The 26,801-nt window shown below is 59.4% G+C and carries 28 protein-coding genes; 6 read left to right on the top strand and 22 right to left on the bottom strand.

Annotated elements, in window-relative coordinates:
- Positions 1 to 2: 2 nt before the first annotated feature.
- From csrA to F8N43_RS27385, 3 genes are all read right to left on the bottom strand, one after another.
- Positions 3 to 188 (bottom strand): carbon storage regulator CsrA, encoded by a 186-nt coding sequence (gene csrA / locus F8N43_RS27395; RefSeq protein ID WP_150631688.1) that lies wholly within the window; start codon positions 186 to 188, stop codon positions 3 to 5.
- A gap of 142 nt (positions 189 to 330) precedes the next feature.
- A complete protein-coding gene (locus F8N43_RS27390; RefSeq protein ID WP_150631689.1) occupies positions 331 to 663 on the bottom strand; it encodes a YnfA family protein in 333 nt (110 codons plus the stop codon).
- 64 nt (positions 664 to 727) lie between these two features.
- Positions 728 to 1,543: an SDR family oxidoreductase gene (locus F8N43_RS27385; RefSeq protein WP_150631690.1), complete on the bottom strand. Its 816-nt coding sequence runs from the start codon at positions 1,541 to 1,543 to the stop codon at positions 728 to 730.
- 279 nt (positions 1,544 to 1,822) lie between these two features.
- Here F8N43_RS27385 and F8N43_RS27380 point away from each other — a divergent pair, with 279 nt between their 5' ends.
- Positions 1,823 to 1,981, top strand: coding sequence for a DUF3309 family protein (locus tag F8N43_RS27380; protein WP_174602692.1), 159 nt, complete (start codon positions 1,823 to 1,825; stop codon positions 1,979 to 1,981).
- A gap of 59 nt (positions 1,982 to 2,040) precedes the next feature.
- Here the strand turns inward: F8N43_RS27380 and F8N43_RS27375 are convergent, their stop codons facing one another.
- The 10 genes from F8N43_RS27375 to F8N43_RS27330 all read right to left on the bottom strand — a co-directional run bounded on the left by F8N43_RS27375 (position 2,041) and on the right by F8N43_RS27330 (position 11,632).
- On the bottom strand, positions 2,041 to 4,134 hold the full coding sequence (locus tag F8N43_RS27375; protein ID WP_150636012.1) for an LTA synthase family protein: 2,094 nt from the start codon (positions 4,132 to 4,134) through the stop codon (positions 2,041 to 2,043).
- Between the two features lie 396 nt (positions 4,135 to 4,530).
- On the bottom strand, positions 4,531 to 5,136 hold the full coding sequence (locus tag F8N43_RS27370; RefSeq protein ID WP_150631692.1) for an START domain-containing protein: 606 nt from the start codon (positions 5,134 to 5,136) through the stop codon (positions 4,531 to 4,533).
- 41 nt (positions 5,137 to 5,177) lie between these two features.
- Positions 5,178 to 5,432: a YkgJ family cysteine cluster protein gene (locus tag F8N43_RS27365; RefSeq protein ID WP_150631693.1), complete on the bottom strand. Its 255-nt coding sequence runs from the start codon at positions 5,430 to 5,432 to the stop codon at positions 5,178 to 5,180.
- 165 nt (positions 5,433 to 5,597) lie between these two features.
- Positions 5,598 to 6,071 carry a translation initiation factor 2 gene (locus F8N43_RS27360; RefSeq protein ID WP_150654619.1) on the bottom strand — a complete coding sequence of 158 codons (474 nt, stop codon included), beginning with the start codon at positions 6,069 to 6,071 and terminating at the stop codon, positions 5,598 to 5,600.
- A gap of 97 nt (positions 6,072 to 6,168) precedes the next feature.
- A complete protein-coding gene (locus F8N43_RS27355) occupies positions 6,169 to 7,608 on the bottom strand; it encodes a PLP-dependent aminotransferase family protein (RefSeq protein WP_150631695.1) in 1,440 nt (479 codons plus the stop codon).
- A 211-nt stretch (positions 7,609 to 7,819) separates the two neighbouring features.
- Positions 7,820 to 8,632, bottom strand: coding sequence for an OmpA family protein (locus F8N43_RS27350; protein WP_150631696.1), 813 nt, complete (start codon positions 8,630 to 8,632; stop codon positions 7,820 to 7,822).
- Positions 8,629 to 8,985, bottom strand: a complete 357-nt coding sequence (locus tag F8N43_RS27345) for a DUF4398 domain-containing protein (RefSeq protein ID WP_150654618.1) — start codon at positions 8,983 to 8,985, stop codon at positions 8,629 to 8,631. Before F8N43_RS27345 ends, F8N43_RS27350 begins: the two co-directional genes overlap by 4 nt.
- A gap of 9 nt (positions 8,986 to 8,994) precedes the next feature.
- Positions 8,995 to 9,831 (bottom strand): substrate-binding periplasmic protein, encoded by an 837-nt coding sequence (locus tag F8N43_RS27340; RefSeq protein ID WP_150654617.1) that lies wholly within the window; start codon positions 9,829 to 9,831, stop codon positions 8,995 to 8,997.
- Between the two features lie 121 nt (positions 9,832 to 9,952).
- Entirely contained in the window at positions 9,953 to 10,882 is a 930-nt protein-coding gene (locus F8N43_RS27335; protein WP_150631699.1) for an electron transfer flavoprotein subunit alpha/FixB family protein, read from the bottom strand.
- Positions 10,883 to 11,632, bottom strand: a complete 750-nt coding sequence (locus F8N43_RS27330; protein WP_007942046.1) for an electron transfer flavoprotein subunit beta/FixA family protein — start codon at positions 11,630 to 11,632, stop codon at positions 10,883 to 10,885.
- Positions 11,633 to 12,179: 547 nt separating this feature from the next.
- Between F8N43_RS27330 and F8N43_RS27325 the strand changes: the two genes are divergently transcribed.
- Positions 12,180 to 13,844 (top strand): electron transfer flavoprotein-ubiquinone oxidoreductase, encoded by a 1,665-nt coding sequence (locus tag F8N43_RS27325; RefSeq protein WP_150631701.1) that lies wholly within the window; start codon positions 12,180 to 12,182, stop codon positions 13,842 to 13,844.
- A 183-nt stretch (positions 13,845 to 14,027) separates the two neighbouring features.
- Here the strand turns inward: F8N43_RS27325 and F8N43_RS27320 are convergent, their stop codons facing one another.
- A complete protein-coding gene (locus F8N43_RS27320) occupies positions 14,028 to 14,918 on the bottom strand; it encodes an AraC family transcriptional regulator (RefSeq protein ID WP_150631702.1) in 891 nt (296 codons plus the stop codon).
- A gap of 191 nt (positions 14,919 to 15,109) precedes the next feature.
- On the opposite strand from F8N43_RS27320, the gene F8N43_RS27315 reads away from it, so the two are divergent.
- Positions 15,110 to 16,162 (top strand): NAD(P)-dependent alcohol dehydrogenase, encoded by a 1,053-nt coding sequence (locus F8N43_RS27315; RefSeq protein ID WP_150631703.1) that lies wholly within the window; start codon positions 15,110 to 15,112, stop codon positions 16,160 to 16,162.
- Here the strand turns inward: F8N43_RS27315 and F8N43_RS27310 are convergent, their stop codons facing one another.
- From F8N43_RS27310 to F8N43_RS27285, 6 genes are all read right to left on the bottom strand, one after another.
- Positions 16,163 to 16,966, bottom strand: a complete 804-nt coding sequence (locus tag F8N43_RS27310; RefSeq protein WP_150631704.1) for an IclR family transcriptional regulator — start codon at positions 16,964 to 16,966, stop codon at positions 16,163 to 16,165.
- A 60-nt stretch (positions 16,967 to 17,026) separates the two neighbouring features.
- The gene (locus F8N43_RS27305) at positions 17,027 to 18,337 is read right to left on the bottom strand and encodes an MFS transporter (protein WP_150631705.1); all 1,311 of its coding nucleotides are present in this window, start codon (positions 18,335 to 18,337) and stop codon (positions 17,027 to 17,029) included.
- 197 nt (positions 18,338 to 18,534) lie between these two features.
- Positions 18,535 to 19,683, bottom strand: a complete 1,149-nt coding sequence (gene dgoD / locus F8N43_RS27300; RefSeq protein WP_008152275.1) for a galactonate dehydratase — start codon at positions 19,681 to 19,683, stop codon at positions 18,535 to 18,537.
- Between the two features lie 47 nt (positions 19,684 to 19,730).
- Positions 19,731 to 20,351 (bottom strand): 2-dehydro-3-deoxy-6-phosphogalactonate aldolase, encoded by a 621-nt coding sequence (locus tag F8N43_RS27295; RefSeq protein ID WP_150654616.1) that lies wholly within the window; start codon positions 20,349 to 20,351, stop codon positions 19,731 to 19,733.
- A gap of 19 nt (positions 20,352 to 20,370) precedes the next feature.
- Positions 20,371 to 21,363 carry a 2-dehydro-3-deoxygalactonokinase gene (locus F8N43_RS27290; RefSeq protein WP_150654615.1) on the bottom strand — a complete coding sequence of 331 codons (993 nt, stop codon included), beginning with the start codon at positions 21,361 to 21,363 and terminating at the stop codon, positions 20,371 to 20,373.
- Between the two features lie 171 nt (positions 21,364 to 21,534).
- Positions 21,535 to 22,017 carry a GNAT family N-acetyltransferase gene (locus F8N43_RS27285; protein ID WP_031319060.1) on the bottom strand — a complete coding sequence of 161 codons (483 nt, stop codon included), beginning with the start codon at positions 22,015 to 22,017 and terminating at the stop codon, positions 21,535 to 21,537.
- A 179-nt stretch (positions 22,018 to 22,196) separates the two neighbouring features.
- Here F8N43_RS27285 and F8N43_RS27280 point away from each other — a divergent pair, with 179 nt between their 5' ends.
- From F8N43_RS27280 to F8N43_RS27270, 3 genes are all read left to right on the top strand, one after another.
- Entirely contained in the window at positions 22,197 to 23,399 is a 1,203-nt protein-coding gene (locus F8N43_RS27280) for an MFS transporter (protein ID WP_150654614.1), read from the top strand.
- Between the two features lie 84 nt (positions 23,400 to 23,483).
- Positions 23,484 to 23,822 (top strand): hypothetical protein, encoded by a 339-nt coding sequence (locus F8N43_RS27275; protein WP_150631708.1) that lies wholly within the window; start codon positions 23,484 to 23,486, stop codon positions 23,820 to 23,822.
- Between the two features lie 46 nt (positions 23,823 to 23,868).
- Positions 23,869 to 24,123 carry a hypothetical protein gene (locus tag F8N43_RS27270; RefSeq protein WP_150631709.1) on the top strand — a complete coding sequence of 85 codons (255 nt, stop codon included), beginning with the start codon at positions 23,869 to 23,871 and terminating at the stop codon, positions 24,121 to 24,123.
- Positions 24,124 to 24,368: 245 nt separating this feature from the next.
- Here F8N43_RS27270 and F8N43_RS27265 read toward each other — a convergent pair whose 3' ends face one another.
- Both F8N43_RS27265 and F8N43_RS27260 read right to left on the bottom strand, forming a co-directional pair.
- Positions 24,369 to 25,298: a PfkB family carbohydrate kinase gene (locus F8N43_RS27265; protein WP_150631710.1), complete on the bottom strand. Its 930-nt coding sequence runs from the start codon at positions 25,296 to 25,298 to the stop codon at positions 24,369 to 24,371.
- Positions 25,291 to 26,757 carry a purine-cytosine permease family protein gene (locus tag F8N43_RS27260; RefSeq protein WP_150654613.1) on the bottom strand — a complete coding sequence of 489 codons (1,467 nt, stop codon included), beginning with the start codon at positions 26,755 to 26,757 and terminating at the stop codon, positions 25,291 to 25,293. Before F8N43_RS27260 ends, F8N43_RS27265 begins: the two co-directional genes overlap by 8 nt.
- Positions 26,758 to 26,801 lie beyond the last annotated feature (44 nt).

Below are 26,801 nucleotides of genomic sequence, written 5' to 3'. Positions count from 1 at the left end.
TTTCATCGCCCTTTGGTTTTTGCCAGTTTGACCTGGATGCGCTTGTAGACTTCGGCACGGTGCACATTGACGCTCTGCGGCGCTTCGATGCCAAAGCGCACCGTGTTGCCGTTGACGCCGACAATACGCACCGAAATGTCGTCACCGATGGAAATCATTTCGCCCACAACGCGGCTGAGTACAAGCATGGCATTCGTCCTTCAGGGTTATCGAACCCAGAAGATGCCCGGCGTGCGGCGGGCCTTCAATGCAACGAACGCAAAACAGTCCCGCCCTACAGCGCAAGACGAACACCTCTTAAGGAAACGTCTTACAAAATGTGACTTTGCGTCAGGCAGCAGAGAAACGCGGACCGAACAGGATGATGCTCGCGCCGATTACACACAACGCCACGCCGATCCAGTCCGAGCCGAGCGGACGAATCCGTTCGACCACCGCCAGCCAGCCAATCGACGCAATGATGTAGATGCCACCGTAGGCGGCGTAGGCACGCCCTGCGTAGCTCGCCTCGACACGCGTCAGCAGCAGCGCGAACAAGGTCAGGCTGAGCAGCGCCGGCATCACCCACCAGACGCTTTTGCCTTGGCGCAGCCACATCCAGAAGGCGAAGCAGCCGGCGATTTCAAACAGCGCGGCAAGAAAAAACCACAGGTAATTGAGCATGCGAGCGTCTCGTTAGGCTGACCGGTTGCGGCCACCCTAACGACGACGTTGTGCGCGGGCAAGTTCAGCCTGCGGTTTGTTTGGCCTTGGCGCGCATTTTATCGGCCATGACCGTCATTTCGTTATAGAGCAGTTGCGGGTTCTTCTGCTTGAGCGCCCAGGCCATACGGCCCTGTTCGTGGGGCAGGATCATGAATTCGCCGGCGGCGACGTGCTGATAGATGTAGTCGGCAATGTCCGCTGCACTAATCGGCGAACTTTCCAGCAACTTGCCGACCTGTGCTTTCATGGCGGGCGTCGGCCCACGGAAAGAATCCAGCAAGTTGGTCTGAAAGAACGACGGGCACACCACATGTACACCGACTTCCTGGTGCGCCAGTTCGATCAGCAGGCTTTCGGACAACGCCACCACACCCGCCTTGGCCACGTTGTAGTTGCTCATGGCCGGGCCTTGCATCAGGGCCGCCATCGACGCGATGTTGATGATCTTGCCTTTGCTTTTTTCCAGCAGCGGCAAGAACGCCTTGCACCCCTTGACCACGCCCATCAGGTTGATCGCAATCTGCCAGTCCCAGTCTTCCAGGGACAGTTCGCTGAAGAACCCGCCCGAGGCGACACCGGCGTTGTTGACGATGACATCGATGCCGCCGAGTTTGACTTCACAGGCCTGGGCGAACGCGGTCAGCTGACTGTAATCGCGCACATCGCAACGCTGGACAAAGCCATCGCCGCCGGCTTCGCGAACCCGTTTCAGGGTTTCCTGCAGACCGGGTTCGCTGACATCCGACAAAGCCAGTTGCCAGCCTTCACGCGCCCAGCGCAGCGCGATTTCGCGACCCAGGCCCGAGCCCGCGCCAGTGATCATCATGCGATTTTGCATAGCAAACAGCCTTGTTGTTCCGGGGAAGATGCGTCGAGTGTAGCGAAGGACCTTGCCCGACCCACGCTCCATCAGATTGCTGAATGGCGCGAGCAAACCGCGAGCGCGCCCGAACCCACTAGCCCCCTGAAAACGAAATAAGCCTTTCTTCGAAAAACATTAAAAAAACTTGGAATTTTCTTTCATGTGCAACAGTCGGATTTTGTAAGCAGCTCGGGTTTATTGCAGTCCAGCTGACAATTAATCACCCGAAAACTTCAGAACACTTCCAACAAGGAAATAGACATGGGCACAATTCTAATCATTATTTTGATCCTCCTGCTGGTAGGTGGTCTGCCGGTCTTCCCTCACTCCAGAAGTTGGGGTTATGGCCCGTCGGGTATCATCGGTGTGGTGTTGGTGGTGCTGTTGATTCTGCTGTTACTCGGCAAGATATAACGCGCTGACAGGCAAAAAAAAGAGGCCCTCGAAGGGCCTCTTTTTTATTGCGTCAACGTTCAGTCCGGCTTGCCGTCAACGACACCGGCGGTGTTGTCGATCAGGCTTTTGGTCGCCGTCTGGATGAACGACTCGAGTTTCTGTTTAAGAGCCGCTTCGTCAGCGGACGCCGGGACCAATTCGCCTTTCGGAGTGGCGCCGAGTTCGTATTGATACAGCTTCGGCGGCATCTCTTTCGGCAGCACCAACACGCGGTCTGCGGTCAGCAATGCTACGGTCTGATCGCTACCCGACGGTTTGATCACGCCGAACCCCTTGTCGCCTTCCGGCAGGTTCAGCAAGTCACGGCCCCAGCACTGGTGAATCACGTCGCCACCGATACGGCCCATGATGGTCGGCACGATGTCGATCTGGGTACCCACGGTATGGTCGACCTGACCGAACTTGTCCTGGACGCCTGGCCCGATCAGCAACATCGGTACGTTGAAACGGCCCAGGTCCATTTCAGTGATCTGCTGCTCATTGCCGAAACCGTGGTCGCCGACGATCACGAACAGGGTTTCCTTGAAGTAAGGCTCCTTGCGCGCCTTCTCGAAGAACTGGCCAAGCGCCCAGTCGGAGTAACGCATGGCAGTCAAATGTTCGTTGAGGCTGCCGCGGTCGGTCACGCGCTCGACCGGCAATGGTGTCGGCAAGGCATATGGCGTGTGGTTGGACAAGGTTTGTAGCAAGGCATAGAACGGCTTTTTGTCCTTGCCGTCGCGGGCCTTCAACTCTTCCAGGCCACGGTTGAACATGTCCTGGTCGGACACACCCCAGGTCGGATCGGAGAACACCGGGTTAACGAAGTCGTTACGTCCGATGAAGTTGGTCATGCCCTGGTTGCTGAAGAAGCCCGACTGGTTGTCCCAGGCGAAGTCGCCGTTGTAGACATACACGTCATCGTAGTCACGGGCGCTGAGCAATTGCGGCAGGCCAGACAGCTTGTGGCTGCCTTCCGGTGTTTGCATCAGGTATTCGAAACCCGGCAGGTTCGGGAAGCAGGCCATGGTGGCGAACATACCCTGATGGGTGTGCGTGCCGTTGGAGAAGAAGCGGTCGAACAACAGGCCTTCTTTCGACAGGTTATCGAAGTATGGCGTGACGTTGCCCGGACGCCCCAGTGCGCCCACCGAGTGACCGGCGAAGCTTTCCATCAGGATCACGACGACGTTCTTGATCGGCAGGGTCTTGTCGGCATTCGGGGTATAGTTGCGGCGAACAGCAGCCGTTTCCGGATCAACCAGTTTGTCGCTAGGCGTCAGCAGCATGTCACGCACAGTCTGCTGGGCCAGCGGCTGCTCCAGTGTGGCCTTCCAGATGTTGTCGCGCTCCTCGGACATCCGGCTCTTGGCTGCCGCAACCAGCGACAGGGTACCGTTGAGGCCCAACTGGTTGGCGAAGTTGGAGTCGGTGGTGTAGACGTCACCCCAACGCAGCGGCGGGCCTTGGCGCAGAGTGCCACGAGCCGCGACCACGCAGACCATCAGGCACACCACGAACACCATGATGCGCGCATACCACGGGGCGATCTGGCGCGTGCCGATGCTGCCGCCGCTGAACGGGCCGCGAGGACGAGTGGCGCGGTCAGCACCCTTGAACGCCAGGGTCAGGATCAACGTGCCCACGGCCCAGGCCAGCAGGTAGCGAACCACCGGAAAACCATACCAGAGCATGCTCATCACGGTTTTCGGGTCTTCCTTTACATATTGGAAGACCAGGCCGTTGAGGCGCTGGTGGAACTCACGGTAGAAGTCCATTTCCATCAGGCCGAGAAACAGCGCGATGCTCGAAGCGATGGTCAGCCAGAAACGGAAGAACCCGCGGGCCGCCATGGCCCGAGCGCTGAACAGCGCCAGCAGCAACGGAATGCTGAGGTAAACCACCAGGCGCAAGTCGAAACGCAAGCCGTTGGCGAACGCTTCGAGAAAGGTCGAGGCCGGGGTGTCGAGGATCATCTCGCGGTTGTAGACCAGCAACGCAACGCGCAGCAGGCTGAACATGACCATCATGACCAGGGCACACAACAGCGTGTAGGCCAGATGCGATTTGACGGTCGGTTGCAGCAGGCGACTAGAAGCTCGCTGCTGACTCAGGGCGTCCGGAATTGCCATGTCGTTTTAGGACCCATTGGAAGTTGAAGTTTCAAAATTACGGCTGCGCCCTGCCCTCTGTCGGCCAGTTCTCGGCCCCGGGGTTCGCGCGGTGCGCAAATGTTGCACGATCAACCACGGCATTGCCATTGATTACTGATCTGCACGGCTGGCGCGGGCGAATTGTCTTGGAGGCTTTGTGAAAATTTTGTGCAACGCATATCCGGAAACACAATAAAGTCCCTCCGCGCCTGGTACCAAATGCAGTCAGGGGGCTTGTGCTCTTTCTCAACTGTGGCCAAATCCGTTCCTGCGTTACCGCAGAAACGGGTATGTACAATAATCAATCAAACAAACCGCCCCACAAAAAAAAGCGCCCCGATCAAATCAGGGCGCTTTATCAGAAGAACGGCGTAATTACTTCTCGGCGCGTTCTTTCAGGGCTTTCAACGTATTGAACGGCGCATCAACCACAAACTTGTTGGCCACCATCGACGGAATGCTCCCACCCGGCTCAGTGTGAACCTGATAAGTCACTTCGACCTGGTCACCCTTGGGCACCAACTTCCAGAACCCCTCGACCTTGGTAACCCGCACGAAACCTTTTTCTTCAGGAATGTACTTCGGCACACCCTCAAGTTTGCGGGTCAGGCTGCCATCCGCGCCTTCGGTGGTCGTGATGTGCAACACCGAATCACGCGCCGTCACCGGCCATGGGGTATTGAACTGGGTGTAGGTCCAGCTCTGATCGCCTTCGTGCTTGAGCAGTTTCTGCAGTTTGCATTCGTGAATCCACGAGCAGGCGCCTGCCACGTCTTCCTGGAGTGCGCGCAACTTGGCCATGGTGGTTTTCATCAAGGTAACGCCCTGATAAGCCTTGTAGTCAGAACCGGCCACTTCACTCAAGGACACTTTGATGCCGTCTTCATTCTTGGCCACCTTCCAGTCTTCGGCCTGTGCGGCGGCAGTCGCCAGCAAAACCGTCAAACCACACAGCACAGCCATTCGATGCAGCGAACCCATAGTCTTATTCCTTATTGTTGAAGTTCCGTTCGTAGAACACATCACGCCGCCGTCATTTGCTCCCACCATCCCAGCAATTTGATCGCCTCGTCACTGCTGCTGCCGCAGACTTCAACGTCGGCCTCGAACGCCGAACAAACGGCAGGACGCTCCGGATTGCCGAAAATATTGCACAAGTTTTCGGCAGAGAGTTGGACGCAGCGCTCTCCGGCGGCCTTGCCATTGGGCATGCCGGGAATCGGTGAACTGATGGAAGGGGCAATGCAACAAGCGCCACAACCTTCACGGCATTTCATGACGAAAAGCTCCTCGCGACGGGTGATGTGTTAAAGGACGGGGCACAGAGTAACCGCTAAAACAGTTGTTTTAAATTACCTGCTGCCGGGTTTTTACGCTCAAACCAGCGTGACTGACCAGTCTCCGACAAAGCGTCTGGCCTGCGGGTCACGCCGAGAAAGGATTTACTGCTTGAACTCGAATTCCAGCGCCGCGCCGTCGACGTCCCGACGCTCTTCGTTACGCAGTTGCAGCTTCATTTCGTTGCTGATCAGTCGCCCGTTGAGTTGAAACGGAGAGCTGCCGGCTTTCTCACCAAACATTTTTGGCAACACCGCGTCGTGTCGGGGCAACGGAACTGTACCGATCGGCTTCAACTCCTCGGCCATGTCCTCAGGCAAGCTCAAATCCAGGTCAGCCGAAGGCAGTTTGGTTTTCACCACTTCACTGGCCGGTTTGGTTTTTGAGGCAATCGGTGGACGTTTTTTCTGCGCAGCCGCTTTCTTTTTGACCGGCGTGGCTTTCTTTGCCGGTGCCGGCTTTTTCGACGTCGCGCTGGCGGCCGGTTTTTCCTGAGCGGATGCCGCCATGACGCCTTCCGAATTGAAGGTCATCAACAGGCAGATCGACAACCAGGCGGCAGGAAAAATCGGTTTCATGGACCCAACGGGGATAACGGCATTATCGGCAGAGGGCATATGCTCGCTTGTTGGACGCAACATGACAAGCTCGGGCAGGGATTACCCGCCCGCCCTTTCACATTCCGCCGGTCATCTCCTGGCAAAGCTGGGTAGCCAGCATGCCCAGGGTCATCAACGCACGCTCGGCTTCGCGATTCCAGGGAATACCGCAGTTGAGCCGAATGCAGTGATTGAACTGCTCGGTGTTACTGAAAATCAACCCCGGTGCGATGCTGATGCCTTGCTGCAACGCGCGCACATGAAGTTCTTGTGTGTTGACCCGCCCCGGCAGACTCACCCACAGAATGAAGCCGCCGGTCGGTCGGGTCATCTGCGTGCCTTCCGGAAAATACTGCTGCACCGCGAGCTGGAAAGCGCTGAGATTCTTGCGGTATTCCTGACGGATGTAGCGCAAATGCCGGTCGTAACCGCCATTTTCGAGATACGCCGCAATCCCCATCTGCGTGACGCTGCAAGCCGAATGCGTGCTGAAGGTCTGCAAGCGCTGGATTTCCTGCTGGTACTTGCCGGCAATCATCCAGCCAATCCGCACACCCGGGGACAGGGTCTTGGAGAAGCTTGAGCAGTAGATCACCCGATCCAGCCGGTCGTAGGCCTTGAGTGCCTTGGTGCGCCCCTGCTCGAACATCAGTTCGCCGTAGATGTCGTCTTCGACCACCTGAATATCGAAATCCGAGGCCAGTCGCAGCAGTTGTTTCTGCCGCTCTTCGGGCATGGTGCCACCCAGCGGATTGCTCAGGCGCGTGGTCAGCACCAATGCTTTGATCGACCATTGATTGGCCGCCAGTTGCAGGGCTTCCAGGCTCATGCCGGTCGCCGGATCACTAGGGATTTCGATGACTTTCAGGCCCAACAGGTCGGCCAGTTGCAGCAAACCGTAATAGGTCGGCGACTCGGCGGCGATCAGGTCGCCCGGCCGGGTCAGCACGCGCAGGGACATCTGCAGGGCATCGACGCAGCCGTGAGTGATCACCACTTCCGACGGATCGACCACCACGCCGGCATCGCGCATGCGAATCGCCACTTGCCGCCGCAACGGTTCAAAACCGGGGCTGAACATGTAGCTGAATGCCCGTGGGCTATGGAATCGGGTGACTTTGGCCAACTGCTGATGCAGCGCTCGTACCGGCAGATAATCAACGCTCGGCACCGCCGCGCCCAAAGGAAATACGCCCTCGCGACGGGATTCGACCAACACTTGTTGAATGATGCTGCTGCGGGTGACGAGGCCGGGACGTTCGACCCGGGCGATGTCCGGTGTCGGCGCGGTCAGGGCCGGCGTCTGGTGCACGTAGTAACCCGACTGCGGCCGGGCGCGAATCAGCCCCTGATCTTCGAGATTGGCATAGGCCTGCAACACCGTCGCATGGCTGACATTGAGCTGCGAGCTCATCTTGCGCACCGATGGCACGCGCTCCCCCGGTTGATAGACACCACGGCGGATGTCTTCGGCCAGTTGTTGAGCAATACGTTGGTAGAGCAAGAGATTGGTCATGACGCAGCACTCGATTTCACGGGCATTTTATTCTTGTGTGAAACAATACCGGAACAGTTTAGAAGTGTACGGGGACAGTTGCCACAATAGTCGACCGTACAGTGCAGTGTCAGCAAAATCTGTACTGCTTTTTATGAAGAACGTGGGGGAGTTGGCAGACACAAAAAAACCCGGCGCTGTCTGGCAGGCCGGGTTTTCCAGAGACGCCGCCTTAACGGGCGGCGCCGAGCTGGCCTTTTTCGTCGGAGAACACAATTTCCACCCGACGGTTCTGCGCCCGCCCCCGTTCAGAGGCATTCGCGTCCACCGGGTACTCGTCACCGTAGCCTTCAACCTGGATGCGTTTATCGTCGATGCCCAGGTCCATCAGCACATCGGCCACCGATTGCGCACGGTCACGGGACAGTTTGAGGTTTTCCTGCTTGCCGCCGGTGCTGTCGGCGTAGCCTTCGATGCGCACGACGCGCTTGGGATTGAGCTGCAGGAACTGCACGATCTTCAACACCACACGGTTCGCCGAGTTTTTCAGCTCCGCTTCGCCGGTGTCGAACAGCACATCGCCGAGGGTCATCACCAGGCCACGGTCAGTCTGGGTGGTCGCCAGCGCAACAATCTGCTCTTCAAGCCACTTGCCTTGCTGCTGCACGCTCAGCAATTTGGATTCTCGCAGGGCCAGTTGCAGGCGCTGACGCTCCAGTTCGAGCTTCGCCGCGCGCTCCTCGTTGAGGACCTGATTGGTGTGCTCCCGAGCGATTTCGCTGTAGCGCTGACTCAGGTAGGCGTAGTGCACCACGTCCGAACCGCTGCCCCAGTAACTGGACAGGCGATCGGCGCGGGCCAGGGATTCACCGGCACGGATCACGTCTTTCGGCGCGATTCGCAGCACGTTGGAATCCTCTTTCACTTTCTGAAAGTCGGCACCCGCTTCTTGCAGCGCGGCTTCACTGTGCTGACCGGCGCAGCCAGAGAGACTGGCACAGCCCACGAGGATCAAGCCGCCGATAGTTTTGGACGTGAGGTTCATTGGGCATCTCCCACTTGCTTGCGCAATCGAGTGATGCGGGTGTTGAGAAGATCCAGCTTCTCTTCACTTTTGAGCGTCAGTACCTTGGCTTCGGCCAGACGAGCGTCCAGTTCGGCCTGTTCGGCGCGCATGCGTGCATGTTTGTAAGACTGATCGGTCATGTCACCTTGGGCGCGGGCGAATTTTTCTTCGGCCAGTTTCATTTCCGGCACATCGTCCGCAGTGGCACCCACGGCTTTGGCTTGCACGAGCACCTGTTCGGTCAGGCGTATTTGTTCATTCGGCGCCGGATCGGCTGTACAACCCGCCAGAGCCAGAACGGCCAGGGCAGCGAAAAGAGGTCGAATACTCACTAAAAATCCCTACTGTTTTGGGGTACTGGCGGGTTGTTGTAGCTGCTGCTGTTGCTGCGCCTTCCAGCGCTCGATATTGCGTTGCAGCACAGCTTCCGTCAGTCCGGACGCGGACAATTCTGTCATCTTTTTGGCCAGCTGTCCGCGCAACCACGGATCGTTGCAGGCTGAGTTATGGGAAACCGCGAGGAACAGACCGGGTTTGTCGACCGGTTGTGAGCGCGCGACCAGGTCATTGGCCATGCTCAGGGCCTGCGCGGCCGCCATGCCCGAATAGCGTCCGGCAAGGACAAATTCCACTTCCCCCAACAGCAATTTCTGAAAAGCCTGGGTCAGGTTTGCAGTGCGTACGAGGGTCAATTGCTGCTCGGCGAACGTACCAAATGCCGCGGTCATTCGAGACTTTTCCGACAGCGCACCAGGATGACCGTGAAGGTCCTGCGCCTGGTTGTAGACCAGTGGCGAGTCTTTTCGGGTCCAGACCAGGTAATCGTTTTCCAGCAACGGCGGATGAATATAATCGAGGATTTCCAGCTCACTGACCGTCAACGGTGCGTCGGCCAGCATGTCCATGCGCCCACTGCGCACTTCATCAAGGGCTTGGGCACGTTTGCCGGCATAGAGCATCTCGACTTTGATGCCCAACTGCCCTGCTACCTGTTGCAACAGGTCGGCACTGGCACCGATCAGGTGCGTGGGGTTCTGCGGGTCTTGCCACAGATACGGCGGCGCATCCGGACTGCCGGTGACCACCAGTCGCTCGCACTTGCCCGCCGCAGTGGACAGCGTTGGCAACAGCGTCAAACCCAGCAGCAATGACCAACCGAACACTCGGCGCAAATCCACGGCAATACACTCCACTCAAACCCCGTTATATCCCCTGTAGGAGCCAGCTTGCTGGCGCCTACAGAAGAACAAAAAAAAGCCCGACCAAAAGGTCGGGCTCTTTATAGGTCAAGCGGCTGGATTAGACCAGCTTCTCGAACTCAGGGATGGCTTCGAACAGGTCCGCCACCAGGCCGTAATCGGCCACCTGGAAGATCGGCGCTTCTTCGTCCTTGTTGATCGCGACGATCACCTTGGAGTCTTTCATGCCGGCCAGGTGCTGGATCGCGCCGGAGATACCGACGGCGATGTACAGCTGTGGAGCAACGATCTTGCCGGTCTGACCGACCTGCATGTCGTTGGGTACGAAACCTGCGTCGACCGCAGCGCGGGAAGCACCGACGGCAGCGCCCAGCTTGTCGGCCAGGGCGTACAGATGTTTGAAGTTGTCGCCGTTCTGCATGCCGCGACCGCCGGAAACGACGATTTTGGCAGCGGTCAGTTCCGGACGATCGGACTTGGCCAGTTCTTCGCCAACGAAGCTGGAAATCGCAGCATCGTGAGCAGCAGCAACGGCTTCAACAGCGGCCGAACCACCTTCAGCAGCGACCGGGTCGAAACCGGTGGCACGCACGGTGATCACTTTGACCGCAGCGTTCGACTGAACGGTCGCGATGGCGTTACCGGCGTAGATCGGGCGCTTGAAGGTGTCAGCGCTTTCAACCGAGATGATCTCGGAGATCTGGTCAACGTCCAGCTGCGCAGCAACGCGCGGCAGGATGTTTTTGCCGTTGGAAGTGGCGGCAGCCAGGATGTGGCTGTAGCCCTTGCCCAATTCAGTGACCAGAGGAGCGACGTTTTCCGGCAGCTGGTGAGCGTAGGCAGCGTTATCAGCTACCAGTACTTTCGCCACGCCAGCGATTTTCGCAGCGGCTTCAGCCACGGCGCCAGCGCCCTGACCTGCAACCAGCACGTGGATGTCGCCGCCGATTTTGGCAGCAGCGGCCACGGTGTTCAGCGTGGCCGGGGCCAGCACTTTGTTGTCGTGTTCAGCAATAACCAAGATAGTCATTTAGATTACCTTCGCTTCGTTTTTCAGTTTCTCGACCAGTTCAGCCACCGACTTGACCTTGATACCCGCGCTGCGTGCAGCCGGCGCTTCGACTTTCACGGTCTTGTTGGTGGAGGCGGTGGAAACGCCCAAAGCGTCCGGAGTCAGCACTTCGAGAGGCTTCTTCTTGGCTTTCATGATGTTTGGCAGGGACGCATAACGCGGCTCGTTCAAACGCAGGTCGGTGGTGACGATGGCTGGCAGTTTCAGGGAAACTGTTTGCGCGCCGCCATCGATTTCGCGAGTCACGGCAACCGAGTCGCCAGACACTTCGACTTTCGAAGCGAAGGTGCCCTGACCGTAGCCGCTCAATGCAGCGAGCATCTGGCCAGTCTGGTTGTTGTCGCTGTCGATGGCCTGCTTGCCGAGGATCACCAGCTGAGGCTGTTCCTTGTCGACAACGGCTTTGAGCAGCTTGGCAACGGCCAGGGAAGTCAGATCTTCAGCGGATTCGACGAGGATGGCGCGGTCGGCACCCAGAGCCAGCGCGGTGCGCAGTTGCTCTTGAGCGGTGGACGGGCCGATGGAGACGACGACGATTTCAGTCGCAACGCCTTTCTCTTTCAGGCGTACGGCTTCTTCCACTGCGATTTCGCAGAACGGGTTCATCGACATCTTCACGTTGGCGAGGTCGACGCCGGAATTGTCCGCCTTGACGCGAACCTTGACGTTGTAATCCACAACGCGTTTGACAGCTACAAGAACCTTCATGGATTCCTCGTTACTCTCCGGTGAAAAGAAAGTCGCCTAGGCGAACCTGGCGGTTGATGCTCATCGGGCGCAAGGGCACCTCTAAAAACGCCGGCATAAGTATCAAGTGACCATCGCTCATGATGTTGATGACCGTTCGTCAGTGGTGACCAACAAGTCATTCAATATCGCGGCGTGTAAACTGCGCGCCATCACTGCACTGCGCATCACCTTGTACCGCCATCGCCCTGTCTTTAGAGGTGCTCTTGAAACCAACAGTCAGCCTACGGCGAGCGCAAAACCGACCGTATCTTGACCGGAACGCCTATTCCGGTCAATACGGCAAAATGGCCAGTCATAAGCCGCGTGACTTTGATTTCTCTGGCTTTGAGCCGATTCAAACAAACGTTTGTATTGGACGCTAAGAGTGGTGTAGATATAATGCGCCACCCAAAGAGAAAGGTGGTTCATCGATTGTCCTCTTCCTGCCTCGCGCAGGATTTCATGGATGCGACACCAAACCTCCAATTAGAAAAAAAACTGTTGAGCCTTGAGTAGGAGATAACCTGTGGAACGCGAATACATGGAATTCGACGTGGTCATCGTCGGTGCCGGCCCCGCTGGTCTTTCCGCCGCCTGCCGTTTGAAGCAGAAGGCTGCTGAAGCCGGTAAGGAAATCAGCGTCTGCGTGGTCGAAAAAGGCTCCGAAGTGGGTGCTCACATCCTGTCCGGTGCCGTGTTCGAACCACGCGCCCTGAACGAATTGTTCCCGGACTGGAAAGAACTCGGCGCGCCGCTGAACACGCCGGTCACACGCGATGACATCTTCGTGCTGAAAAACGCCGAGAGCGCGCAAAAGATTCCTGACCTCTTTGTGCCCAAGACCATGCACAACGAAGGCAACTACATCATCTCCCTGGGCAACCTGTGCCGCTGGCTGGCCCAACAGGCCGAGAACCTGGGCGTGGAAATCTACCCAGGCTTCGCCGCTCAGGAAGCACTGTTCGACGAGAACGGCGTGGTTCGCGGGATCATCACCGGCGATCTGGGTGTTGACCGCGAAGGTAACCCAAAAGAAGGCCTGTACACCCCGGGCATGGAACTGCGCGGCAAGTACACGCTGTTCGCCGAAGGTTGCCGTGGCCACATCGGCAAGCAGTTGATCAAGCGCTTCAACCTCGACAGCGAAGCCGACGCCCAGCACTACGGCATCGGCCTGAAGGAAATCTGGGAAATCGACCCGGCCAAGCATCAGCCAGGCCTGGTGGTGCACACCGCCGGCTGGCCGCTGGACATCATGGGCACCGAGAACACCGGTGGCTCCTTCCTCTATCACCTGGAAAACAACCAGGTGGTGGTCGGCCTGATCGTCGACCTTTCCTACAGCAACACCTACCTGTCGCCGTTCGACGAGTTCCAGCGCCTCAAGCATCACCCGGTGCTCAAGCAGTACCTGGAAGGCGGCAAGCGCATCAGTTACGGCGCCCGCGCCATCTGCAAAGGCGGCCTGAACTCGCTGCCAAAAATGGTCTTCAAGGGCGGCGCGCTGATCGGTTGCGACCTCGGCACCCTGAACTTCGCCAAGATCAAAGGCAGCCACACCGCGATGAAGTCCGGCATGCTCGCCGCTGAATCCGTGGCCGAAGCGCTGTTCGCTGAAAAGGACGGCACCGAAGAGCTGACCACTTACGTCGACGCATTCAAGAAGAGCTGGCTCTACGACGAACTGTTCGCCAGCCGCAACTTCGGCCCGGCGATCCACAAGTTCGGCGCGATCGTCGGCGGTGGTTTCAACTGGCTCGACCAGAACATCTTCGGCGGCAAACTGCCGTTCACCTTGCACGACACCAAGCCGGATTACGCTTGCCTGAAGCTGGCAGCCGACTGCAAGAAGATCGACTACCCGAAACCGGACGGCAAGATCAGCTTCGACAAGCTCAGCTCGGTGTTCATCTCGGGTACCAACCACGAAGAAGAACAGCCTTGTCACTTGAAGCTGACCGATCCAAGCATCCCGATCAGCAAGAACCTGCCGCTGTACGATGAACCCGCCCAGCGTTACTGCCCGGCTGGCGTGTATGAGGTGGTGACCAAGGAAGACGGCGAGAAGCGTTTCCAGATCAACGCCCAGAACTGCGTTCACTGCAAGACCTGCGACATCAAGGACCCTGCACAGAACATCACCTGGGTGGCGCCGGAAGGTGCTGGCGGCCCGACTTACCCGAACATGTAAGTTGAACCGCTGAACAACAAGGCTCCCGAAATGGGGGCCTTTTTGTTGCCTGCAATTCCGGCAACACCACAATTCCCCTGTGGGAGCGAGCCTGCTCGCGACGACGGTTTAACATCCAGCATTTATTTCGACTGACACACCGATATCGCGAGCAGGCTCGCTCCCACAGGGTCAATCACACATTCAGGCAGCGCGTTCGTCGCCAGGATTGCGCTCAAAGTAGCGCTTGTACTCGCGACTGAACTGCGAGGTGCTCTGATACCCGACCCGATGCGCCACCTGCGCCACGCCCAACCCTTCGGTGAGCAACAACTGTTGCGCCTTCAGCAAGCGCAATCGCTTCAAATACTGCACCGGCGACAACAAGGTGCTGCGCTTGAAATGCTCATGAAAGGTCGACGCACTCATGTTCGCGCAACTGGCCAGCGTATCGACGTTCAGCGGTTCGGTGTAATGCGCGTGCAGATGACTGAGGGAGGCGGCAACCCGAGCAAATTGGCCCTGCTGTTCCACCAGCGCACGCAACACATCCGCTTGCGGACCTCGCAACGCGACGAACAACAGTTCCCGCAACCGCGCCGGCCCCATGATCTGACATTCCAGTGGATCGTGCAGGCAACGCAACAGCCGCTCCACGCAACCGCGCATCGCATCGTCGAGCACCGCCGAAGTCATCGACTCGGGGGTTTGCGCAGGAATATTGCGCCCCGGTGCCAGCCCCATGGCCAACACCAACTCACCGAGCAGCACCCGGTCGATGGCTATAGAAACCCCAAGCATCGGCCCATCAGGCGCCGAAAAAGTCTCGCATTCAAAAGGCACCGGCAATGCCTGAATCAGGTAATGCCCGGCGCCGTATTCCAGCGTACGAGCCCCCAGGTACGCCAGTTTGCTGCCTTGGGCGATGATGACCAGACTCGGTTCATAGATCTGCGGACCGCGCGCCACATCACAACTGGCGCGCAAAACCTGCACGCCCGGCAATGCCGTCGGAGCAAAACCATCGCGAGTGGTCAAAGGCTGGATCAGCGAAACCAGCGTGGCATTGGCATCGAGATGACGGGTCAGCAACATGAGAGCTCTTCACAAAAAAAATAACGGAAAAAGGGATGAAAGCATCATCGCAGGTCTGATCGACCAATTGACCAAACGAACCCTGATGCCGGAGGAATAGGCATGACACCCGGAGGAATCGCCATGGCCGGTGACCGACGCGGCGCTCAAAATGCGCCGCCTCACCTGCCACTGCTTTTGCGAGGTTCATCATGTACACCGCCATCGGATACGCCGCCCAGTCGGCCACCACTCCCCTCGCCCCGGTAAAATTCGAACGCCGCAGCCCTCGCGCCGACGACGTGGCGATCGATATTCTCTACTGCGGCGTCTGCCATTCCGACATCCACCAGGCGCGCAACGAGTGGGGCATTGCCGTTTACCCACTGATGCCCGGCCACGAGATCGTAGGCAAAGTTACCGCCATCGGTGCGAATGTCACCCAGCATAAAGTCGGCGATCTGGTCGGCGTCGGCTGCATGGTCGACTCCTGCCGCAGCTGCGAAGCTTGCCAGGCCAACCTCGAGCAATATTGCCTCGAAGGTCCGACCATGACTTATGCCACCCCTGACCGCGTGGATGGCAGCAATACCATGGGCGGTTACTCCGACAGCATCGTGGTCAGTGAGCACTTCGTCGTGCGCATTCCGGAAAAACTCGACCTCGCCAGTGCCGCGCCGATCCTCTGCGCCGGCATCACCACCTACTCGCCGCTCAAGCACTACGGCGTGAAGGCGGGTGACAAGGTCGGGATTCTCGGCATGGGCGGCCTCGGGCACATGGGCATCAAGTTCGCCAAGGCAATGGGCGCGGAAGTGACGCTGTTCACTCGCTCGGCGAGCAAGGCTGAAGAAGGTCGTCGTCAGGGTGCGGATCACGTGATTGTGTCGACCGATGCCGAACAGATGAAGGCAGCAGCGGGTCATTTCGACTTCCTGCTGGACACCATTCCGGTGCAGCACGACCTTAATCCCTACCTCGACACCCTGCGTTTCGATGGCGTGCACATTCTGGTCGGGCTGATCGAACCGGTCGATCCACCGGTCCACGCCGGCAAACTGGTGATGAGCCGTCGCGTACTGGCCGGCTCGCTGATCGGCGGCATCGCCGAAACCCAGGAAGTGCTGGATTTCTGCGCCGAGCACAACATCACCTGCGACATCGAAATGCTCGACATCCGCCAGATCAACGAGGCTTATGCCCGCATGATCGCCGGTGACGTGAAATACCGTTTCGTCATCGACATGGCGACGCTGAAAGTCTGATCAGACCTTAGCGCCAAGCTCTGCCGAGAGCCGGGCTGTGACCCCTTTGATCAGGGGAATCAGCTCGGCCATTTTTTCCAGCGGCATGTACGGCACGGTGCTGGCGATGCTGATGCCAGCGACAATGCGCTTGCTGGCATCACGGATTGGCGCCGCCACACAGCGGATCGACGGTTCGTTATCTTCCAGGTCGAAGGCGTAACCACCTGCCACGTACTCGACCATGCGCTGCTGAAACTGCTCCCAGGATTGCTCCGGGTGCTGCGGCCAGAACTGATTTTTCCCACCCGTCGGCAGACTGACTTCGTACAGTCGTTGCCATTCTTGCTGCGTGTCATCGAGCATCAGCGCCTTGCCGATCCCGGTGCGCGCCAACGGCATGCGATGGCCGACCCGCGAACGCATTTCCGGGCCATTGCGCCCCGGATTCTTGTGCAGGTACAGGACCTCGTCGCCTTCGCGAATCGCCAGGTGAATGGTGTCGCCGGTCAACGCCGACAACTCATCCAGATACGGCCCGGCCAAGGTGACCAGCGGCAGTTCCTCGCGCGCCTGGAAACCCAACTCGATCAGCTTCGGCCCCAGCAAATAACCGACCTGCGGCACCACGCGCAGATAACGCTCGTCCACCAGGCAACTGGCCAGACGATGGGTGGTGCTGCGCGTCGTGCCGATCAGCCGGGCGATTTCCTTGAGATCGCGGGCGCCACTGGCCACGGCCTGAACCACACCCAGACCGCGAAGCAATGTCTGGGTGCCGGTCGGCGCGGCGTCCTTGGCGATTTTTGGGGCGTCTTCCTGCATATCCAGCCTTTACCGTTGAGCGAGGGAACGGGCGGCATTATGGTCGCCCGACGGCTGCGACTACAACTTGATACGCTCGACCTTCCCGACCAGCAGAATGTAGGAAAGCGCACCAATCAACGCCAGAACGGAGATATAGGTGATCGCCGGAGCGAACGAGTCACCGGTGGCGAGGAAACCGATGACAATCGGTGTGGTGATCGCCGACAGATTGCCGATGAAATTGAACACCCCACCGGTCAGCCCCAACAACCGTGCCGGCGCCAACGTGGAAACCAGCGACCAAGTGATTGAAGCCAGACCATTGCCGAAGAAGGCCAAGGCGAGGAAGGCAATCACCAGCGGCGTCGACTCGACGAAGTTGGCGCCGATGATCGAGGTGGAAATCAGCAGACCGCCAATGATCGGCAGCTTGCGGGCGAAACCCACCGTGTAACCACGACGGATCAGGAAATCGGAGAAGAACCCGGAACAGAGCACGCCGACGAAAGCCGCGAGAAACGGCAGCGATGCCAGCAAGCCCGACTTGATGAAGTCCATGCCGCGATATTTCACCAGGTAGGTCGGGAACCACGTCAGGAAAAACCACAGCGTCGAGTTGAGGCAGAACTGACCGAGGTAGATGCCCCACAACTTGCGTTTGGTCAGAACGATGCCGAGGTCGGTCCAGCTGAATTTGGCCTTGACCTTGGCTTGCTCGGCCTGGATATCCACCAGCCCGCCGCCTTCGCGTATCAGCTCGATTTCGGCGTCATTGGCGCCTTTGAAATCCCGTGGCTCACGATATACCGCGTACCAGATCACCGCCCAGAGAATGCCCACCGCACCGGTGCTGACGAACACCATGTGCCAGCCAAACTCATGCTGCAACCAGGCGAGTACCGGCGTCAGGAATGCCAACCCGACGAACTGGCCGGACGTGTAGAAACCAATGGCCGTGGCGCGCTCGCGCTCTGGAAACCAAGTGGTAACCACGCGACTGTTGATCGGATACGCCGGTGCTTCCAGCGCCCCGACCGCCATGCGCAAGACGAACAGCGCGATGAAGCTGGCGGCGAAGCCGAGCATCACCGTGGCGATCGACCACAGCAACAAGGCGACGCTGTAGAGAATGCGCGGCGGGACGCGATCCACCAGCCAGCCGCCGGGGATTTGCATGGCGGCGTAGGTCCAGCCGAACGCGGAGAAGATCAGTCCGACGTGGATCGGGTCGATGCCCAGGTCACTGGTCAGCGCCGGGGCGGCGATAGAGAGGTTGCTGCGGTCCAGGTAGTTGATCACCACGGTGATGAACAGCAGGACCATGATGAAAAAACGCTTGCGGCTGGGCGCCACCAACGACGCCTGCCCGGTGAGGGTTTGCGGTTGCATGGGGAATGCCTCTTCTTATGTTTATTGAGGTCGATGTGAAATCGGGGTGTGCCGCAAATCTCCTGTCCATGGAGATCAAACGGTGGGAGCCAGCCTGCTGGCGATAGCGGTGTGTCAATCACCTTGACTGCTGGAGGTGCAGACCAAATCGCCAGCAGGCTGGCTCCCACAGGGGTTTGCGATGGGTCAGGGAGGACTCACCACTCGGCAAAACTGCCATCGGCATGGCGCCAGATCGGGTTGCGCCAGCGATGCCCGACCGCCGCGCGTTCGATCACGTATTCCTCGTTGATCTCGATGCCCAAGCCAGGACCATTCGGAATCTTCACGAAGCCTTTGTCGTAATCGAACACTCGCGGATCCTTGACGTAATCCAGCAGGTCGTTGCTCTCGTTGTAGTGGATGCCCAGGCTCTGTTCCTGGATAAAAGCGTTGTAGCAAACCGCGTCCAGTTGCAGGCACGCCGCGAGGGCAATCGGCCCCAACGGGCAATGCAGCGCCAAGGCCACGTCGTAGGCTTCGGCCATGTTGGCGATCTTGCGGGTTTCAGTGATGCCTCCCGCGTGGGAAGCATCGGGCTGGATGATGTCGACGTAACCTTCGCTGAGCACGCGCTTGAAATCCCAGCGCGAGAACAGCCGTTCACCCAAGGCAATCGGCGTGCTGGTCAATGGCGCCAGTTCCTTCAGCGCTTCATAGTTTTCGCTGAGCACCGGCTCCTCGATGAACATCAGTTTGTACGGGTCGAGTTCCTTCATCAGCACCTTGGCCATGGGCTTGTGCACCCGGCCATGGAAATCCACGCCGATGCCGACGTTCGGCCCGACTGCGTCACGCACGGCAGCGACGTTGGCCAGGGCGAGGTCGACTTTTTCGAAGGAATCGAGGAATTGCAGCTCTTCGGTGCCGTTCATTTTCACCGCAGTAAAACCACGCTCCACCGCTTCTTTCGCTGCGCGAGCGGTGTCTGCCGGACGGTCGCCGCCGATCCACGAATAGACACGAATTTTGTCGCGCACCTGACCACCGAGCAGATCGCTGACCGACACACCCAACGCCTTGCCCTTGATGTCCCATAGCGCCTGATCGATACCAGCCAGCGCACTCATGTGGATCGCACCGCCCCGGTAGAAGCCGCCTCGGTACAGCACAGTCCAGATGTCTTCGATGTTGCGTGGGTCTTTGCCGATCAGGTAGTCGGACAATTCTTCAACGGCAGCCGCCACCGTGTGGGCACGACCTTCGACCACGGGCTCGCCCCAACCGGTCACGCCCTCGTCGGTTTCGACCTTGAGGAAGCACCAGCGCGGCGGAACGATGAAGGTGGTCAGTTTGGTGATTTTCATCTCTTCTCTCTCTTGTTAGATGCAGCGCGCTCGGCGCCAAAAAAGTCTTAACGCAGAGCGTTCCATGCAGCGACGTAGGCCTTGGCGTTGGAAGCCACTTGCTCCGGCGTCATGCCCGGTTTGAACAACCCGGAACCGAGCCCGAAGCCCTTCACACCCGCGTCGATAAACACCTGCATGTTCTCCGGGGTGATCCCACCCACGGGCGCCAGAATGGTTCCGGCAGGCAGCACCGCCAGCCAGGCTTTTACAACCGCCGGCCCCATTTGCTCAGCCGGAAACATCTTCAGCACATCCGCGCCTTCGGCCAGTGCGGCGAAGGCTTCGGTCGGTGTCGCAACACCCGGCGACAGGAACAGCCCCGCCGCTTTCGCTGCGCGCAGCACTTTGGGATCGCTGTGAGGCATGACGATCACCTGCCCGCCGGCGACTTTCACTTGCTCGACCTGTTCCGGCGTCAGCACTGTGCCGGCGCCGATCAGGCAATCGGCAGGCAAGGTACTGCGCAGGATGCGGATGCTTTCGTACGGTTCGGGGGAATTGAGCGGCACTTCGATGACGCGAAATCCGGCTGCGTAAAGGACTTCTCCGATAGCCGCCGCTTCCTGCGGGCGAAGGCCACGCAGAATTGCGATCAAACCGTTTTGCGCCAGGGCTTGCTTGAGCATGTCAGACCTCTAGTCAGGTTTAACGGGATGGGGTTGGAGTGATCAGTCCGGCGGCGAGCGCCAACTGCCACAGCCCGCGTTCGGTGGCGTGTTCGGCCAGCGTCACGCGAGCAAAACCGCAGGCGTCGAGCGCCCGGCTGTAGCGGGCACAGAGTTGGGAATTACCGAAGAGGATGATCGACGGCAGATGAACACTGTTGCGCCGACGCCGCTGAACCGTGGCCAGCGCCGACAACTCATGACCGATCAACAGGCCGGACAAATAGTCCGGTTGCGCGCTGCCGCTCAACTCGCCGGTCAGCCCGAGGCTGCGGGCGCTGAACAGCGTCGACAGCGGGCCGATCTCGCCCTCCCCCGACAGGGCCACTTGCACGCCACGGTCAAACGCGTCGCCATCAAAAGACGCGCCACGCTGCTGGGTGCGCCCCAGAATGCTGTGTTCGCTGAGCACGGCGAAGACTTCACCGGTCATGAAGGTATCGAAATGCACGATGCAGCCGTCGGCCACTTCCACCCATTTCGAATGACTACCCGGCAGGCCGATCAACAGATCGCTGCCCGCCCCGCTCGGCAGGTTTTGCAGCACGCCGAGGACTTGGGTTTCTTCACCGCGCATCACGTTCGGCAGGCGCGAACGCTGAATCACGCCCGGCACGATGTGCACATCGGCACCGCGAAGACTGCGAATGGTTTGTAGGGAAGTTCCGAGATTGGCAACGTTTGCCGGGGTGTCGCGGTAGGCCGCTTCGCGCCAGCCTTGCGCGCTGCCAACCATGCCGCAGGCAATCACCGGCAAAGCGGGTTGTTCATCGAGCCAGTCACCGCAAGCCTCGTCAAAGGCCAGTTCAAAACCGTCGGTGCATGCCTGACCTTTAATGATTCGCGGCGTCCGGGGCAGCTGCATGATTCCTGATGACAGCGAACGCTGTTCAAGCACCTGGCCACCCGCGGCGAGTTTGTAAGCACGTAATGAGGTTGTCCCCCAATCGAGCGCGATCAATTGCGCCAGCATCGCTTCACCTGTTTTGTTTATTGGCAGTGAGTGAGCTGGACTATAAACCCGCAAGCACACAAATCTCAATATATAAATATACATCCCATATTTTGGGATTAATCAAAAAAAATCGCAGCCATCGACAACTCCCTCTTTCGGAGCTGCTGAAGGCTGCGATTCTCTAAGCGATCAATTGCCCGCAGCAAAATCCCTTAACACCGCGCCATCCATCCGATACCGCACCCACTCTTCCTGTGGCTGGGCACCCAAGGATTTATAGAACTCGATCGCCGGCTTGTTCCAGTCCAGCACGCTCCACTCAAATCGTCCGCAATCATTGGCACAGGCGATTTTCGCCAGGTGACGCAGCAGTGTTTTGCCGGCGCCGCCACCGCGCTGCTCGGGGGTGATGTAGAGGTCTTCGAGGTACAAGCAGTTACTGCCGAGCCAGGTGGAATAGCTGAAGAAGAACACCGCAAAGCCAATCGGCAAACCGTCCCGCAGGCAGATCAGGCCGTGGGCGGTGGCGCCTTCGCTGAACAGGCTGCGCTCGATGTCGGCCACGCTGGCGATGACTTCGTGGCGGGCACGTTCGTAATCGGCCAGTTCAGTGATGAACCCGAGGATTTGCGGTGCATCGCTGGGGGTCGCCGGGCGGATTTCGATCGTCATGGACGTGCCTTCGTCAAAAGTGGAAAACGCCATACTAAGGCGGCGCGGGACCTCTGGCGAGGGGACTTACCCTTACTCCGGCCACCACTAACCCTGAAATCGATAACCTCGGACCTAACATCCGCGCCTCGCATGATAGATAGATGACACTCACCGTTATCGGGTCAAGGAACCGCGTCATGTCCATCGCACCGCCACAAGTCTCCAGCAAGCTGTTCGGCCTGTTTTGCCTCGCCAGCTATTTGCTGTCGCTGTCCTACGGCTCAACGTTTTTGTTGTCGTTGTTGATCGGTTCCCGTGGCGGCAACGAACACGATGCCGGCAGCGTGATTTCCGCGGCGATGCTCAGCACGTTTGCAGCGGTGATTGTCTCCGGGCACTTGTCTGATCTACTGGGAGCGGCGCGTTCAATTGCGCTGTTCGGCGTGCTGCTGGTGGCGGCCAGCCTGGGCTTTGCACTGACGCCGGGGTTCGGCAATCTGCTGCTGTTCTTCGGCCTGCTTCTGGGGTTGGGCTGGGGCGTTTTCTACACGCTCGGGCCGATCATCGTCGCGAGTCTGGTGACGCCCGCGCAACGCGCCAAATACTTTGCGCTGCTGTCGGGCAGCATGATGACCGGGATCGGCAGCGGCCCGTTGCTGGGTCGCGCGGCCAGTGCGCTCGGCTATCCGGTAACGGCGGCGTTTTACCTCGCGGCGCTGGCCAGTCTGATCGGCGTTGTGCTGTTTTGGCGGCTGGATGCGCAGCTGAAAAAAACGCCCTCGCCCACCGCCTCGGTCGCGCGCATTTCCTGGCGTGCAACCGCTCAGGTGCTGTCGTCCAGAGCGGTGTTCCCCATCATCATGGTCGGCCTCGGCGGTTGCGTGTTCGGCGGCCTGTCGAGTTTTCAAACCAGTTACGCGGCGTCTCGTTCGCTGGATTACTCGCTGTTCTTTTTCGGTTTCATGGGCGCGGCGATCAGCAGCCGGATGTTGATTGCCGGGTTTGTGGTCAAGCGCGATCCGTTCCGTGCATCCTGCCTGTTGTCGGGGCTGATGATGGGCTCGATCGTGATGTTCGGTTTCGTGGTCGAAAGCGGCGTCAGCTACGTGCTGGCTGCAATGATGCTGGGCGTCGGTTACGGGCTGACGTATTCGGTGATCAACGGCCTGGCCGCAAACGAAGCACCAGGCGGCACCACCGCGCAAGCGTTGCTGTTGTTCAGTCTGTCGTACTTCATCGGCGTGTTCGGTTTTCCGTGGCTGGCCGGGAAGATCATCGTCGAGCACGGGATGGCGACACTTTTGCTTACGGTTCTCGCCGTCGCGCTGCTGAACTGGCTGATCACCGTGGGCCGCTTGCTCTGGCGGCGCTACACGGTCAAAACGTTACAACGGGCCTGAACCGTTCGTCGTTCATCAGGCACCAAACCAAATCGGGGGCGGACCAATATCGGGTAAGGACTCTAATTCAATGGAGACGACACCATGATCATGTCCCGACTGACCGCCCTCGCTCTCGCTACCCTGCTGTCCTCTGCTGCCTTCGCCGCGAACACCGCCCCCAGTACCGGCCCGACCGACCCGGTCGAAAAACCCAAATCCCCCGCCATTCAAAGCGCTCCCGGCATCAACACCAATGGCACCGGCGTCGACAGCAGCCTGCCGCCGTCCACGGGCACCGACCCGCGGATCCAGGGCAACGACGCGGGCCGTCAGGGTGGAATGAACATGCCCGACACCCAGACACCCGATAACGCCGGCCCCGGCATCGGCTCGAAAACCACCACCGGTGGCTCGGGTTCCGAAGGCGGCGCCAGCCAATAAATCGCCCACGCGAGCTGCACCTGTCCACATCCATGAAGAGGTAACCATGAACGTCGATAAAAACCTTGAGAAAGAAGTCCTGACCCGTCTGCTGCACGCCCACCCGAGTGGGCTGGGCAAGGAGGTCCTGGACAATTACCGGGGGGAGAAAGTCGTGGCCAGCGCCCTCGCCACGCTGCAGGATCGCGGGTTGATTCAGCATGGGCATGTGACCTGCAACGAGGCCGGTGAGCACTCGTTGAATTTGCCGATCAAGCTCAGCGCGGCCGGGGTTGAGGCGGCGCGCAAGCTGGACGTTTAAGCACGACGTATCAGGTCGTGGCCTGCGCGGCTGCGACCGACTGACTCTACAAGCAGCAGGAGAAATAGTATGCGCAAGCAGGCGTTGATCGAGGCGTTGCGCAAGGCTGGGTAGGGGTCAAAAAATGTGTTGAATTTTCGGGCCCTATCGCTGGCAAGCCAGCTCCCACAGTGATTAAAGTGTTCACAATATTTTGTATACACCCCGAATCCTGTGGGAGCTGGCTTGCCAGCGATGGGGCCAGATCAGGCGCCCAAAGTCTTACTGATTAATGCATCAACCTCAGCCACCCCAGGCGAAGTCGCCGGCCCCCAACGAGTAACGGCGAGAGCCGCCGCCGCATTCGCCCGCCGCGCCGCCTCACCCGCTGACAATCCTTGCGCCAACCCCGCCACAAACACCCCGGCATGGGCATCTCCGGCGCCATTGCTGTCCACCGCTTCAACCTTGAAACCCGGCACATGCCGACGCTCGCCATGCTGATGGATCCAGCACCCTTGCGGACCATCGCGAACCACCATCAACACCTTCGACGGCAGATGCTCGGCGAGCCGATCCAGCGCCTCGGCAATGTCCGCCGCCCCGGTAAACCGCAGCGCCTCGACACTGTTGCTGGTCCACAGATCGATGCGCGGCAATAACGCCTGCATCAACGGCGCATCAGGTGATTCCACCAACGGGCCCGGGTCGAACACCACGTTAATCCCGGCCGGCAACGCCAACACCCAATCCACCAGCGCCTGAGCCTTGCCGATATGCAGCAGGCTGTAACCGCTGACGTAGACATAATCGCCCGCCTCGGCGGGCACACTCGCCAGGTCCTCGGCAGTCACTTCGCCTTCGGCGCCAATGTAGGAAACGAAACTGCGCTCGGCCGAGGCGTCGGTGATCGCCACGCACAATCCGGTATCGCGCTCCGCGCTGTGAGCAATGCCGATACGGATGCCTTCAGCCTTCATCGCCTCCCGCGCCAGATCACCGAAACGGCCGGCGCCATGCCGGCCGAGGTAAACCACCGGCAAACCATTACGCTGCGCCGCAGCCATCACATTGAAGCCGCCGCCCGCTTCGAAACTGGCGGACTGCGCCAGTACATCGCCGCCGGGCTGCGGCAGTTTATCCACGGCCATGACCAGGTCGATGATGACCTGGCCGGTGTGCAACAGCTTAGGCATGAGCATTCTCGAGCAATGCGGTGCGGCGATCCCTGGCGCCACCGAGTACGAAGTAAATCCCGCCGGCGACCAGGAACGTGACGATCCAGCCGAGGCCGTTATGGCCCAGCCACGAGTCGGAGAGGAACCCGCGGAACCAGACGGTTTGTTCGGTGGTGCCGAGGGTGGTGAAGCTGAAACCCAGCACGATCGCCACGGCCCACGCACCGAATGCACGCCACTCGACGCCGCCGCGATACCAGTAGGCACTGCTCGGGCTGACGTCCAGCAGGTCTTTCGGGCTGTAGTAATGACGGTGAATCAGGTCGACGACGAAGATCCCGACCCACGCCGTGATCGGCACCGCCAGCAGCGAAATGAAGGTAATGAACGGGCCGTAGAAACTGTCGGCGATCAGCATGAAGTAGATCGAACCGGCGAAAATCGCGACGATGTCGACCACCACGGCGTAGACACGTTTGACCTTCAAACCGAGGGTCAGCGTGGTCAAACCGGCGGAATACACCGACAGGTTGTTCGACAGCAGCAGGCCGCCGAACGCAGTGATCAGGTACGGCACGGCCATCCAGGTCGGCAGCATGTCGCGGATCGCGATGATCGGGTCAGTGGCAGAGGCCAGGTCGTTGTTGCCCACCGACAGCAGGCCGCCGAGGGTAATCAGCAACACCAGCGGGATCCCCGCACCAAACGCGGCGGAAGCCACCAGACGCACGGCTTTGACACTGCGATGCTGATAGCGCGACATGTCGGCACCGGCATTCGCCCAACCGATCCCGGTGCCGGCGGCCATGGTGCCGACGCCGATGATCATTGCGCTTAGCGGTGCGGGCGTGGCGTTGAACACGGCGCTCCAGTCGATGGTGGCGCAGAGGAAACCGCCGACCAGAATGTTCAGCGCGCCGAACACGTAAGTCGCCCACTTCTGAATCACCAGCAACGTCGCATGACCGAGGCCGGATACCGACAAGGTCAGCAGCACGAAAATCGCGATGAAGATCAGGGTCAGTACCGGCGCGCTTTTGGCTTCCACCGGGGAACCGAACAGGATTGAGCACAGCGACAGCAACACGAACGCGGCGGTGGTGGTGTTGACGGTTTCCCAGCCCAGCCGCGACATCAACGAAACCAGCGTCGGGCCGATATTGCCGCGCACACCAAAGATCGCCCGCGACAGCGTCAGGCTGGGTGCGCGACCACGGCGACCGGCGATGGAAATGATCCCGACCACCGCGAAGGAACCGGCAGCGCCAAGGATCGCGACGATGATCGCCTGCCAGATCGCCAAGCCACGAAACGCCACCAGCGTGGCGCCGAGCGGCAGGCCGAGGATGGAAATGTTGGCGGCGAACCAGACCCAGAACAACTGTAGCGGATGCCCATTGCACTCCGCTTCCGGCACCGGTTCGATGCCACGGGTTTCCAGTTGCCCGGCGCTTTGCCCGGCGGTCGATGAACTCATGTGAAATGCTCCTGTTGCCTTTGTTGTGGTTATGGGCAATTGCG

The organism is Pseudomonas fluorescens (assembly GCF_902498065.1).
Taxonomy (GTDB): Bacteria; Pseudomonadota; Gammaproteobacteria; order Pseudomonadales; family Pseudomonadaceae; genus Aquipseudomonas; species Aquipseudomonas fluorescens_BJ.
This window is presented reverse-complemented; position numbering and strand designations above follow the sequence as displayed.